General features: G+C 64.8%; 12 protein-coding genes. 8 read left to right on the forward strand and 4 right to left on the reverse strand.

Annotation, left to right across the window (positions count from 1 at the left end; all coding sequences use genetic code 11):
- The gene (locus AC1C2M_RS10770) at positions 1–375 is read left to right on the forward strand and encodes a DUF6804 family protein (RefSeq protein ID WP_483405746.1); all 375 of its coding nucleotides are present in this window, start codon (positions 1–3) and stop codon (positions 373–375) included.
- A 34-nt stretch (positions 376–409) separates the two neighbouring features.
- Here the strand turns inward: AC1C2M_RS10770 and AC1C2M_RS10775 are convergent, their stop codons facing one another.
- Positions 410–721 carry a hypothetical protein gene (locus AC1C2M_RS10775; protein WP_483405747.1) on the reverse strand — a complete coding sequence of 104 codons (312 nt, stop codon included), beginning with the start codon at positions 719–721 and terminating at the stop codon, positions 410–412.
- Positions 722–813: 92 nt separating this feature from the next.
- Positions 814–1,083 (reverse strand): mycoredoxin, encoded by a 270-nt coding sequence (locus tag AC1C2M_RS10780; protein WP_483405748.1) that lies wholly within the window; start codon positions 1,081–1,083, stop codon positions 814–816.
- A gap of 153 nt (positions 1,084–1,236) precedes the next feature.
- Between AC1C2M_RS10780 and AC1C2M_RS10785 the strand changes: the two genes are divergently transcribed.
- A complete protein-coding gene (locus AC1C2M_RS10785) occupies positions 1,237–2,265 on the forward strand; it encodes a 6-phosphofructokinase (RefSeq protein ID WP_483405749.1) in 1,029 nt (342 codons plus the stop codon).
- A gap of 100 nt (positions 2,266–2,365) precedes the next feature.
- Here the strand turns inward: AC1C2M_RS10785 and AC1C2M_RS10790 are convergent, their stop codons facing one another.
- Entirely contained in the window at positions 2,366–4,495 is a 2,130-nt protein-coding gene (locus tag AC1C2M_RS10790) for a S9 family peptidase (RefSeq protein WP_483405750.1), read from the reverse strand.
- Positions 4,496–4,537: 42 nt separating this feature from the next.
- Here AC1C2M_RS10790 and AC1C2M_RS10795 point away from each other — a divergent pair, with 42 nt between their 5' ends.
- The 4 genes from AC1C2M_RS10795 to AC1C2M_RS10810 all read left to right on the forward strand — a co-directional run bounded on the left by AC1C2M_RS10795 (position 4,538) and on the right by AC1C2M_RS10810 (position 9,021).
- Complete coding sequence (locus AC1C2M_RS10795; RefSeq protein ID WP_495436376.1) at positions 4,538–5,377, forward strand: aldo/keto reductase; 840 nt, start codon at positions 4,538–4,540, stop codon at positions 5,375–5,377.
- 75 nt (positions 5,378–5,452) lie between these two features.
- Positions 5,453–7,360 carry a DUF2207 domain-containing protein gene (locus tag AC1C2M_RS10800; protein WP_495436378.1) on the forward strand — a complete coding sequence of 636 codons (1,908 nt, stop codon included), beginning with the start codon at positions 5,453–5,455 and terminating at the stop codon, positions 7,358–7,360.
- A 156-nt stretch (positions 7,361–7,516) separates the two neighbouring features.
- Complete coding sequence (locus tag AC1C2M_RS10805; protein ID WP_483405906.1) at positions 7,517–8,692, forward strand: inorganic phosphate transporter; 1,176 nt, start codon at positions 7,517–7,519, stop codon at positions 8,690–8,692.
- Positions 8,689–9,021, forward strand: coding sequence for a peptidase (locus tag AC1C2M_RS10810; RefSeq protein WP_495436380.1), 333 nt, complete (start codon positions 8,689–8,691; stop codon positions 9,019–9,021). The genes AC1C2M_RS10805 and AC1C2M_RS10810 overlap by 4 nt, the downstream gene beginning before the upstream one ends.
- Positions 9,022–9,112: 91 nt before the next feature.
- On the opposite strand, the gene AC1C2M_RS10815 is transcribed toward AC1C2M_RS10810, so the two are convergent.
- Positions 9,113–10,390: a uracil-xanthine permease family protein gene (locus AC1C2M_RS10815; RefSeq protein WP_495436381.1), complete on the reverse strand. Its 1,278-nt coding sequence runs from the start codon at positions 10,388–10,390 to the stop codon at positions 9,113–9,115.
- 192 nt (positions 10,391–10,582) lie between these two features.
- Here AC1C2M_RS10815 and AC1C2M_RS10820 point away from each other — a divergent pair, with 192 nt between their 5' ends.
- Complete coding sequence (locus AC1C2M_RS10820) at positions 10,583–12,019, forward strand: NCS2 family permease (RefSeq protein WP_483405755.1); 1,437 nt, start codon at positions 10,583–10,585, stop codon at positions 12,017–12,019.
- Positions 12,020–12,147: 128 nt separating this feature from the next.
- Complete coding sequence (locus tag AC1C2M_RS10825) at positions 12,148–13,041, forward strand: phosphodiesterase (protein ID WP_495436383.1); 894 nt, start codon at positions 12,148–12,150, stop codon at positions 13,039–13,041.
- Positions 13,042–13,149: the final 108 nt, after the last annotated feature.

A 13,149-nucleotide genomic window follows, 5' to 3' on the forward strand; every position in this document is an offset into this window, starting at 1 on the left:
GTGGCGAAACCACAGGCACGGCCTGCCGAACCGACGTTCTCGAGGCCTGCCCTCGCCCCCGGCATCCTCGCCGCCATCGTCCTGATGGCGGGTGTCGCGTTCATCGAGGACTCATGGTTCATCGCGGTGCACTTCGCCGTGACCATCCTCGCGGTGATCATCGGCTGGTTCGCGATCCAGGGCAGGCAGTACTGGTGGCTGATCGTCCTCGTGCCCATCATCGTGCTGTGGAACCCGGTGTTCCCGTTGCCGCTCTCCGGTGACGGCTGGTTCGCTGCACAGCTGATCGCGGCGATTCCGTTCGTCGCGGCCGGTGTGATGATCAAGGTCGACACCCCGGCAGACGCACACGCAGAAGACCGCCGCAGGCGCTAGGCCAACGGCGGTCTGTGTTCCGCGGATTGAGGGTTTAGCCCGGGTCTGGTGCGAGTTCCTCGGCTTCGGCAGGAGTGGCCGCGTCAACGGCCGGATTCTCGGCAACACGGTCGGACTGTCCGCTCGGATTGTCTGACGCCGTGTCGTGGCCGGTTGCGTTGTTCTCGACCGAACCGGAACCCGAGTCGTGTGACTCCGGGTCACCAGCGGCATCATCGGCGACGATGTCGGCGTCCTGCGGAATCGAGAAATCGGTCAGCGGGTCGTTCGAGGTCGCGGTGTTCGCGGTTCCCTCGGTGTTTTCCGTGTTCGGCCCGGTCTTTGGGGTGTTCTGTGCGTCGGTCATGGCTCGAGGCTACGGCGACGACGACGGCCGAGGCTACCCCTTGCGCTCTCGAAGCGGATGCTGTTCAGCCGCGCGCGAGCACACGCCGGGGCTCAAGCGCCGAGCGCAGCCTTGACGGCGATGAGAGACGGGTTGGTCGCCGAGGTGCCATCCGGGTAGATCACCGTCGGGACCGTCTGGTTGCCGCCGTTGAGGCTCGCGACCAACTCGGCAGTTCCCGGGACCTCTTCGATGTTGACTTCGGTGTACCCGATTCCGGCCTTGTCGAGCTGGCTCTTCAGTCGTGAACAGTAACCGCACCATCCCGTTGAGAACATCGTGATGGTGCCGTCTTCGGGAATGTAACTGGTCGTTGTGCTCATGATTTCGTGGGACTTTCTTGCTACTGTTCTCGGTCTATTGCGGGTCGCGGTACGCCGGCGGGTAAACCCCGGCGCGTGCTTCACGCTATCCTCATTGCAGCAACGACGCTGCTCTTTTCATTCCCCCATCTACCGTATGAGGAACGTAACCCTATGAGAATTGGTGTACTCACCAGCGGCGGCGACTGCCCCGGACTGAACGCCGTCATCCGTGGAGCCGTGCTGAAAGGCACCAAGATCCACAACCAGGAGTTCATCGGAATTCGGGATGGGTGGAAGGGTGTCGTCGAGGGACTGACCATGCCGCTCGACCGGCACAGCGTGCGCGGCCTCGGCAAGCAGGGTGGCACCATCCTCGGCACCAGCCGCACGAATCCGTTCGAGGGCCCGCACGGCGGCCCCGAGAACGTCCAGGCGACACTCGACAGGCTCGGGATCGACGCGCTCATCGCGATCGGTGGAGAGGGCACTCTCGCGGCGGCGAAGCGGTTGACGGATGCCGGACTTCAGATCGTCGGCGTGCCGAAGACCATCGACAACGACCTCGATGCCACCGACTACTCGTTCGGCTTCGACACCGCCGTCGAGATCGCCACCGAGGCGATCGACCGGCTGCGCACCACTGGTGAGTCACACAAGCGCTGCATGGTCGTCGAAGTCATGGGACGCCACGTCGGCTGGATCGCACTGCACTCCGGCATGGCAGCAGGCGCCCACGCGATCCTCATCCCGGAGCAGCCGCAGTCGATCGATCAGATCTGCGAGTGGGCGAAGAGCGTCGGAGATCGCGGCCGCGCCCCTGTCATCGTGGTCTCAGAGGGATTCACGCTCGACACCATGGAGAGCGCTCACTCCGAGAAGGGGCTCGACGCGTTCAATCGTCCCCGCCTCGGCGGCATCGCCGACGTGCTCGCGCCCATCATCGAGGAGCGCACAGGTATCGAGTCCCGCGCCACGGTGCTCGGGCACCTCCAGCGCGGTGGCGTACCGAGCGCGTACGACCGCGTGCTCGCCACCCGCCTCGGCATGGCTGCCATCGACTCCGTCATGAAGAAGGAGTGGGGCACCATGGTCGCGCTGCGCGGCACCGATATCGTCAACGTTCCGTTTGAGGATGCCCTCGGCGGGCTGAAGACGGTGCCTCAGGAGCGCTACGACGAGGCCGCAATCCTGTTCGGCTAAGCCGTACGTCTCGGCCCAGCCGTCCTCGCGAGCGCTGCACTTCCATGCCCGCGCTGCAGAAACATCTGCAGCTTGAGCATGGAAGTGCAGCGTTCGGCGTTTAGTCGGCCAGACCCAGCACCTTGAGCAGCCAGGCGAGCTCGTAAGCGCGCTCGTGCCAGGCCTTGTACCGGCCGCTGACTCCGCCGTGACCGGCGCTCATCTCGATCTTGAGCAGTGCCGGCGCGCCCACCTCGCGCAGGCGGGCCACCCACTTGGCTGGCTCAACGTAGAGCACCCTCGTGTCGTTGAGGCTCGTCACCGCGAGGATCTGCGGGTAATCGACTCCCTCCCGCACGTTTTCGTACGGCGAGTACGACTTCATGTACTCGTAGACTCCGGCGTCCTCAAGCGGGTTTCCCCATTCGTCCCACTCGATGACGGTGAGCGGAAGATCAGGATCGAGGATGCTGGTGAGCGGGTCGACAAAGGGAACAGCGGCAAGGATGCCGGCGAAGAGTTCAGGGGCAAGGTTCGCGACGGCGCCCATGAGCAGGCCTCCCGCGCTTCCGCCCTCAGCGACCATCCGCTCTGGTGTGGTGTACCCCTCGGCAACGAGATGACGTGCACACGCCACGAAGTCGGTGAACGTGTTCTTCTTGGCCAGCGTCTTGCCGTTCTCGTACCACGCGCGGCCCAGCTCGCCACCGCCGCGGACGTGCGCGATGGCAAACGTGACGCCTCGGTCCAGGAGGCTCAGCCGCGCCACTGAGAACGCCGGGTCCATGCTCGCCTCGTATGAGCCGTACCCGTAGAGCTCGAGCGGACCGGGGTGGGCCGCTCCCTTCTTCCAGACCAGCGAAATGGGGACCCGTGTCCCGTCGTCGGCGACCGCCCACTCGCGTTTCTGTTCGTAGTCGAGCGGGTCGTACCCGCCGAGCACCGGCTGCTGCTTGAGCAGGGCGAGCTCACCGGTGCGTACGTCGAGGTCGAACACCGTCGCGGGTGTGACCAGTGAGCCGAACCCGAATCGGACCGTCGGTTGCGTCCACTCGGGGTTGCTCGACGACCCGACGGTGTACAGCGGTTCGGTGAACGGCACCTCGTCGACGGCGAGAGCAGCGGGGGAGTCGACCCCGTCCAGGGTTGCGATGCCGAGCTGGCTGAGCCCCGCCCGCCGGTAACCGAACACGAGGTGGCCGGCGAACGCCTCGACGTCCTCGAGCCTGACCTCGGCACTGTGTTCACGCACGACGATGGCGTCCGCCGGGCCGGTGCCGACGGCATCCGGGCGCACAGCGACCAGCTCGAAGTTCGGGGCACCGTCATTGTGAAGGATGAGGAACCAGTCCTCGCCGCCGATCACGGCGTGCTCGAGGGAGTACTCAACCTCGTCCCGGCGTTCCCAGACCACCCGGGGCTCGGCGGTCGGGTCAGCAGCATCGAGGATGAGCCACTCGCTGGTGACGCTCGAGGAGACCACGATGATGATGTACTTCGCGCTCCGGGTGACTCCGGCGCCGACCCAGAACCGTTCGTCCGGCTCGGAGAGCACGACGACATCGGCGCTCGACGCCGTGCCGACCTCGTGCCGCCAGAGCGTGTCCGGTCGCCAGGACTCGTCAACCGTCGTGTAGAACACGTGGGCGCCGTCGGGGGAGAAGGTCGCGCCGTGTGAGGTGTTGGGAATCTCGTCCGGCAGGTCGACGCCCGTCACCAGGTCACGGATCCGGAGGGTGTACCGCTCGTCACCCTCGGTGTCGACGGCCCAGGCCAGCAGCCGGCCGTCGAGCGAGACGTCGAACGAGCCGAGCGAGAAGAACTCGTGCCCATCGGCCTCGACGTTGCCGTCGAGCAGCACCTGTTCACCGGCGACGTCGACGCCGGGGGTGAGGGTCGGCGGAGTCCAGTCGAGCGGGTCTGTGATGGGCGCCCGACAGTGCAGGGCGTACTCCTTGCCCTCGATGCTCCTCGAGTAGTACCACCAGTCGCCCTCACGCACGGGAACGCTGAGGTCGGTCTCGAGGGTCCGTCCCTTGATCTCCTCGAAGATCCTCTGCCTGAGTGGAGCGAGTGACGCGGTCTGCGCATCGGTCCAGGCGTTCTCGGCTTCGAGGTGGGCGATCACCTCGGGGTTGCTCTTGTCGCGCAGCCACTCGTAGTCGTCGACGACTGTATCGCCGTGGTGAGTCCGTTCGGTGGGGCGCTTCGCGGCGCGAGGTGCAGCGCGAGGTGCGGAAATATCAGGCATGATTCCACGCTACCGGGCATCACCCGGGCATAGGGTCGACACATGACTTCTCTCCGCTCGCTCACGCTCAATGACGGCAACCAGCTTCCAGGAATCGGATTCGGCACCTACCCGCTGAAGGGGCAGGAGGCGACGGATGCCGTGGCATCCGCTCTCGAAATCGGCTACCGGCTGATCGACACCGCTGTGAATTACGGCAATGAGGATGCTGTCGGCCGCGCGATCGCGGAGACCTCTGTACCTCGATCGGAGATCACGCTCACAACGAAGCTGCCGGGCCGCGACCACGGCTACGACGAGACCCTGCGGTCGTTCGATGCCTCTGCCAGCGCGCTCGGCGTCGACACCATCGACCTCTATCTCATTCACTGGCCGAACCCGTCGGTCGGGAAGTTTGCCGAGAGCTGGAAGGCGATGGTGCAACTGCAGAGGGACCACCGGGTTCGCAGTATCGGTGTGTCGAACTTCACTCAGGAGTTCATCGAACGGCTTGGCGCCGAGACGGGTGTGCTCCCCGCGGTGAACCAGATCGAGGTGCACCCGTGCTTCCCGCAGGAGCCCCTCATCGAGTTCCACACCGAGCGCGGCATCGTCACTGAGGCCTGGAGCCCGCTCGGAAAAGGCGCGGCGCCGTACAAGGACGAGGTCGTCGTCGACATCGCTCGCGAACACGGGATCACCCCGGTGCAGGTCATCCTGCGCTGGCACACGCAGCGCGGCACAGTCCCGCTGCCGAAGTCAGGAAACCGCGAGCGGCAGCTGGAGAACTTCTCACTCCCCGGTGGCGACCTGTCCGCCGAGGAACTCGCCGCGATCACCGCACTCGGGCGGGAGAACGGGCGACTGTTCGGCGGCGACCCGAACACCCACGAAGAGATGTAAGGGCGGGTGCGCGACGCTTCCGGACGTCGCGGATCCTGTGCGTGAGCGGAGATGCCGGTCTTCTAGGCTGGTGGCATGACGCTCCAGCCGACATCGCCGTCCCGACAGTCAGTCCGTTCCAGGTTCGCCCGCGCGGCGGTATTTCTCGCCGTCACGGGGGCGCTGGTGATGTCAGCGGGGATCCCGGCGACCGCCGCCGTGCCGCAGCAGGCGGAGGCAGGCATCCGCTCGGATGTCGACGACTTCACCTTCAGTTCGTTCGACGGGGAGTACACGCTCGGCAGGGACGACAACGGCAACTCAACGCTCACCGCCGTCGAGACGTTCGTCGCCGAGTTCCCCGAGTTCGACCAGAACAAGGGCATCATCCGGGCGATTCCCGAGGGATACCTTGGCGTCAACCTGCACACCGAGATCCAGTCGGTGACGGATGCCGCCGGAAACCCGGTCGAGTTCGACGACTCCGAAACCGAAGACGGGTTCATCCTCCTCGCGCTCGGTACTGACGATTACGTCCGTGGCACCCAGACCTACGTGATCGAGTACACCCAGAAGGATGCTGTCCGGGCGTTCGCAGACACAGACGCTGACGAGTTCTACTGGGATGCACCGGGAACGGGCTGGAACCAGCCCTTCACCGAGGCGCAGATGCGGGTCGTCGTGCCAGAGGAACTGGCGAGCGAGCTGACGGGCGCTGCAGCCTGCTACACGGGTCCCCAGGGATCGACCGACAGGTGTGAGCTCGAAGAGACGGCGACGGACGGGACCGTCGAGTTCGCCTCGCCCGTCACCGGACTCGCTCCGCACGAAACGTTCACTGTAGCCATCGGCTTTGAACCAGGTACCTTCGTCACGCCGGAGATCCCATCGACCTGGCCCGTCTTCACCGTGGTCCCCGCAGGGATCGCCGGCGCAGGACTGATCGGTCTTATCGCCGCCGTCTTCACCAGGCGGCGAAACGTCAGGGATGCGCCAGGGCGAGGAACCATAGTCCCGCAGTACACGGTGCCAGCCGGCGTGGACATCGTGGTGGCCGCCGACCTGATCGGCAAGATAACGAAGGCCATCCCTGCCTTGTTCCTGAGCCTCGCGGTGAGGAGAAACATCCGCATTCTCGACGATGGCGAGTCGTCGAAGCTCGGCGCGAAGAAACGCGAGTACCGCATCCAGTTCCTCACGGACGCCGGTGCATCGGGCGCCGATCTCGAGGCGCTCGACGCCCTGTTCGGCGCAACAAGGCGTCCGAACATGATCATGCCGCTTAGCGCAACGAACACCACGCTCAGCAAGAAGCTCCAGGCCATGACGACGAAAGCGACGGATGCTTCGGTCGCTGCCGGCTACCGCGTGAAACGTAAAGTACCGCGCGCCGGCTGGTTCGCCCTGTTCGCTCTCGCCGTTTTCGCTGTGCTGTTCGCGCTCTTCTGTGTCGGTGTGGCGTCGTATGCGGTCAATGCGTGGCTGGGATTCGGGCTCGTCATCGGGCTGGTCTGTGCGATCGGCACGCTGCTCGCTGTCTCATCGAAGAAAGCGCTCACGCCCGAGGGGGCCGAGGTGAAGGATTACCTTCTGGGGCTCAGGGAATACCTGGCGCTCGCCGAAAAGGACCGGATCGCCATGCTCCAAAGCCCGGAGGGTGCCGAACGGGTGAGTGTCGAGGACACGGTGAACCCCGGTGACACCGTCGAGGTGATCAAGTTCTACGAGAAGCTGCTTCCCTTCGCTGTCCTGTGGGGAATCGAGAAGGAATGGGCGGAAGAACTGGGCAGGTACTACGAGACCACCGGCACCGATCCGGACTGGTACTCGAGTCGGTCAGGCTTCTCGCCATACGGTTTCACCGCGGGACTGAGTACATTCGCGACCTCGGCCGGGGCGTCGACACCGTGGTCCGCCAGCGCGACAGCGAGCTCAAGCGGTGGTTCGAGCGGTGGTGGATTCTCCGGCGGCGGTGGCGGCGGCGGAGGCGGCGGGGGTCGCTGAGCGTTTGCCCAAACGGGGGTGTCAAGTTGACGGCTGGATCGAGGGGTGTAATCATCGTTTACGGCCCCTCAACTGGCAACCTCGATCACATGAATCCCTCCTGAACTTTTAGGGATTCCTGTGCCCGGGCGAGTCCCTACTCAGAGAACTATGCCGGTGGATATCACCCTCATTATCGTGCTTGTTATAGCACTTGCCCTTTTCTTCGACTTCACCAACGGATTCCACGACACAGCGAACGCTATGGCGACCCCGATTGCCACTGGGGCTCTCAAGCCCAAGATGGCTGTCACGCTTGCGGCGATCCTTAACCTGATCGGTGCGTTTCTGTCGACCGAGGTCGCCAAGACGATCTCGGGTGGAATCATCCGCGAGGGTGAAGGTGGAGTCCTGATCTCGCCGGAGCTCATCTTCGCTGGCCTGATCGGCGCGATCGTCTGGAACATGCTGACCTGGCTGCTCGGACTGCCGTCCAGCTCCTCCCACGCGCTGTTCGGCGGGCTCATCGGTGCCGCCCTCGTCGGGGCTGGTGTCGGGGCCATTGACTTCGGCGTGCTCACCTCCAAGGTGCTCCTGCCGGCGCTCCTCGCCCCCCTCACCGCCATGCTCATTGCCTTCATCGCCACCAAGCTGGCCTACGGCGTCACCCGCCGTTACGACGGCAAGCCGGACGGACGTTCGGGCTTCCGGTACGGCCAGATCTTCTCGTCCTCGCTCGTTGCCCTCGCGCACGGCACCAACGATGCTCAGAAGACGATGGGTGTCATCACCCTCGCCCTCATCTCGGTCAACCTTCAGGCACCGGGTGACGGCGTGCAGTTCTGGGTTGTGGTCGTCTGTGCACTCGCTATCGCTCTCGGCACCTACGTTGGCGGCTGGCGCATCATCAAGACCCTCGGTACCGGCCTCACCGACGTGAAGCCGGCGCAGGGCTTCGCCGCCGAGACCAGCACCGCCGCAACCATCCTCGCGTCGAGCCACCTTGGTTTCGCGCTGTCGACAACGCAGGTTGCCTCCGGCTCCGTCATCGGCTCGGGGCTCGGCCGCCGCGGCTCCACAGTGCGCTGGAAAACCGCGGGCAGGATCGGCCTCGGCTGGCTGATGACGCTTCCCGCCGCTGCCATCGTCGGTGCTCTCGCCGCCCTCGTCGCGCACCTCGGCACGTGGGGTGTCATCGTTGACGCCGTCGTCGGCATCGGTACCATCGCTTTCATCTTCCTGTGGTCTCGCCGCGACCAGGTCGGCCACCACAACGTCGTGAGCGAGGTCGCAGCGTCCGGTGAAGCCGTCTCGATTGCTCCAGAGCCCGACATCAAGAAGGTGACCAAGTGATCGACTGGATGGGGTTCGTTATCGTCCTGCTGGCGGCGCTCACCGGCACCGTCGTCGTTGTCGGCCTGTACTCTCTCGGGCTGAAGTTGCTCGTGCGGGCGGGCCGTGTGCCGGTTGTTACGCCGGCTACCTTCACCGACGCAATCACGGTGTTTACCGAGGCCGAGATTAAGTCGGCCGCGAAGAAGGCCGCCAAGGCCGTCAGGAAGAATCCGCTGTCGCCGACGCAGAAGCGGATCGCCCAGATCGCCGCATACACCTGCTTCGCGCTCTGCGGCGCGGCAGTACTGCTCGGTATCTACCTCATCGTGCCAGCCCTGCACAGCTAGCACAACGACAAAGCCCCCGGCCCCGACGCGTGATGCGTCGGGGCCGGGGGCTTTGTGCGTGGCGCTCTGTCGGCGCGCAGCGCGTCGCGCCTTAGCCGGTCCCGCGGAGCCGACCGAGGGAGTTCATCACGTGATAAACGATGATCGCCGCGAGGGTTCCGAGCGCAATCCCGTTGAAGATCACATCCCCGAACTGCAGGGTGTAGTTGGCGATGCCGAGGATGAGGGCGATCGCCGCGGTGAACTGGTTCTTCGGCAGTGAGAAGTCGACCCGGTTGTCGATCCAGATCTTCACGCCGATGATTCCGATCAGGCCGTAGAGCGCCGTCGTCACCCCGCCGAGGACCCCGGCAGGAATCGTGTTGATCACCGCTCCGACCTTCGGGGAGAGCCCGAGGAGGATGGCAAAAATGCCAGCGACCCAGTACGCGGCGGTTGAATAGACGCGCGTTGCGGCCATGACACCGATGTTCTCGCCGTATGTTGTGGTTGCCGAACCGCCGCCCATTCCCGCAACGACCGTTGCGAGACCATCGGCGAAGAGGCCCCGCCCGGTGAGTTTATTGATCGTGGGGTCGTCGGTCATTTGTGCGACACCCCGAATGTGTCCGACGTTCTCGGCGACAAGGACGAGCACGACCGGCAGGAACGCGGGGAGCACCGCCCAGAGTGCTGAGTCGGTGAACGGGTTGCCTGGGCTACTGAATTGCGGGAGACCCACCCAGGCCGCATCGCCAACACTGGAGAAGTCGATCTCACCGGCAACCACTGCGGCGATGTACCCGACGATCACGCCGATGAGAATGGACATCCGGCCGAGGATGCCACGGAAAAGGACGGATGACAGAATCACCGCTGAAAGCGTGATCGTCGCGGTGAGCGGGGCTTGCTGGAAGTTGTTCCAGGCGGCAGGGCCGAGGTTGAACCCGATCAGGGCAACAATGGCGCCGGCGACGACAGGCGGCATGAGCGCGTTGATCCAGCCGATGCCGGTGAACTGCACGAGAAGTCCGACGAGTGCGAGCAGAAGGCCGACGATGACGATGCCGAAAAGCGCGCTTCCCATGCCCTGCGCTGTTGTCGCAACGGTGATCGGAGCGATGAAGGCAAACGACGAGCCGAGGTAACTTGGCAGGCGGTTTTTGGTGATGATGAGGAACAGCAGTGTGCCGATTCCCGAAAACAGCAGTGTGGTCGACGGCGGGAAATCGGTGAGGATCGGGACCAGGAACGTGGCGCCAAACATGGCCACGACATGCTGGGCGCCGAGGCCTATCGTGCGTGGCCAGGTCAGTCGCTCCTGTGGCGCGACGACTTCGCGCGCGCCGACATCCTTACCGTCACCGTGCAGCGTCCAGGGTAAATTCATTCGATCTCGTCTCATTTTCGGGCGTGGTCCTTGCGATACCGTACTCGCAAATAACCGGGGTGCGCGGACGAGCACAAGGCTGGCAATAAACTGGCAGTCTGCGCGTTACGCGTGCACGGGTCACCCGTTCCTGGCTCGTGTGTCTGGCGCCAGCCGGTTTCATCCCATTCTCCTGTTCGGAAAGGCCCCTGAGTGGCATCCTCAACTGCGCCAAGCGTCAAAGACCGCGTCGACAGATTCTTCGAGATTACGAAGCGAGGCTCCACCTTCGGCGGTGAGATCCGCGGCGGCCTCGTCACCTTTGTGGCGATGGCCTACATCGTCATCCTCAACCCCATCATCCTGAGCGGGGGAGTGGACGTCGACGGCAACTCCCTCGACTTCGCCCAGCTCTCCGCGGTCACGGCACTTACCGCCGGCGTGATGACCATCCTGTTCGGCCTCGTGGCCCGACTGCCGTTCGCGTTCGCTGCCGGGCTCGGCATCAACTCGTTCCTCGCGTTCAGTGTCGTCGGTCAGGTCACCTGGGCCGAAGCGATGGGACTCGTTGTCATCAACGGCGTGTTCATCGTGCTCCTCGCCGCAACCGGACTTCGACGGCTGATCTTTGAGGCGGTGCCCATCCAGCTGAAGATCGGCATCACCGTCGGTATCGGTCTCTTCATCGCGTTCATCGGGCTCGTCAACGCGGGCTTCGTCACGTCAACCGGCCAGGCCTCGCCCCCGGTCGGGCTCGGAGTCGACGGCTCGGTCGCGACGATCCCCACCCTCATCTTCGTGATCACGCTCCTCCTCGGCGGTGTGCTCGTCGCCCGCAAGGTGAAGGGCGCGCTCCTGATCGCTATCCTCGTCGGCACGGTTCTCGCGGTAATCACCGAACTCATCTGGCCGGTCGGCGCGTCCAACGGCGGAGAGAACCCTGGCGGCTGGAGCCTCACCGTTCCCGCGCTTCCCACCCAGATCTTCAGCGCTCCCGACCTCGGCCTCATCGGTGCGTTCAACTTCGGTGCCTTTGAGCGGATCGGCGTCCTCGCGGCACTCATGCTCGTCTTCACCCTCGTGTTCACGAACTTCTTCGACGCCATGGGGACAATGACCGGGCTGAGCAAGGAAGCCGGGGTCGCCGACAAAAACGGCAACTTCCCGCGCATCAAGTCCGCGCTCATCGTTGAGGGTGTCGGTGCTGTCGCCGGTGGAGCAACGTCGTCGTCATCGGCCACGGTCTTCGTCGAGTCCGGCGCAGGCATCGGCGAGGGTGCCCGCACCGGGCTCGCCAACATCATCACCGGTGTGCTGTTCATCCTGGCCATGTTCCTGACGCCGCTCACCGGCATCGTCCCGAGCGAGGTTGCATCCGCGGCTCTCGTGCTCGTCGGCGCCATGATGATGGCCCAGATCAAGGACATCGCCTGGACGGAATTCTCCGTCACGTTCCCGGTTTTCCTCACCGTGGCGGTCATGCCGTTCACGTTCTCGATCGCCAATGGAATCGGTGCCGGGTTCATCTCCTGGGTCGTGCTCCGTGCTCTCAGCGGCAAGGCACGCGAGATCAGCCCGCTGCTCTGGATCGTTGCGCTGGGCTTCGTGGTCTACTTCGCGCGCGGACCGATCGAGATGCTGTTCGCCTGATAACGACCTGACGGGCCGGAGGGCCCGACGTCTGCGAGAGCGGGCCGACCGAACGGTCGGCCCGCTCTCGTGTTTCATCCGGGTGACATCTTCAGAGCTGTGTCCGCGGCCCGAACTAGGCTGGGCCCATGGTTCAGCTCGGTCAGTACCCCAAGGCACGGCAGGTGCTCGTTCACCTCAGCGACACGCACTTCCTGAGCGGCGGGGCACCACTCCACGGAGATCTACCGGCCGAGTCCAACCTCGAGCGGGCCCTGGAGCAGGTCGAATCGATGGGCATCAGCCCATCGGCGCTTGTGTTCACCGGAGACCTCACCGATGAGGGTGAGACGGATGCCTATGCTCGCCTCCGCGAGCGGGTCGAGCCCGCCGCGCGGCGGCTCGGGGCCGAGGTGATCTGGCTGATGGGCAATCACGATGAACGTGGTGCGATGCGTTCAGCACTTCTCGACGAGGAGCCCAGCGACGCCCCGGTGGACCGGGTCTGGGACCTGGGGGGACTTCGGTTCATCGGCCTTGACTCGAGTGTTCCCGGCTTCCACCACGGCGAGCTGACCGACGCGCAGCTGGACTGGCTCGACGCCGTGCTCGACGTTCCCGCGCGCCTCGGAACGGTGATCGGGATGCATCATCCGCCCGTCCCCGCTCCGCAGCCCCTGTTCGATCTGCTCGAGCTCAGGCACCAGCGCCCGTTCGCCGAGGTGCTCGCCGGCCGTGACGTCAGGGCCATCCTGGCCGGGCACCTCCACTACTCACTCAGCTCGACATTCGCCGATGTGCCGGTGTCAGTTGCCGCTGCGACGTGTTACACGATGAACCTCTCCCGCCCGCCGCGCGAGGCCAACGGTATGAACGGCGGACAATCGTTCAACCTGGTGCACGTCTACGACGAGCAAATCACGCACTCGGTGGTTCCGATCGGCGACTTCGAGACAGCAGACACCTTCAGCGCTGAGTTCATTGCCGAGATGGAGGCGCTCTCGCCCGAGGAACGCGTCGAAGCCTTCTCACGCAAGCGATAGCCACCCGGCCCGCAGGCGCCGCGAGTGCTCCGTGCCATTCCGGCGCGCGTGCGGCATTCGGATGCCAGTTCGGCCAGCTTCCGGGCAGCCAGAAGCGGGTACAGTCGA

It is taken from the genome of Mycetocola sp. Y444 (genome assembly GCF_059445295.1).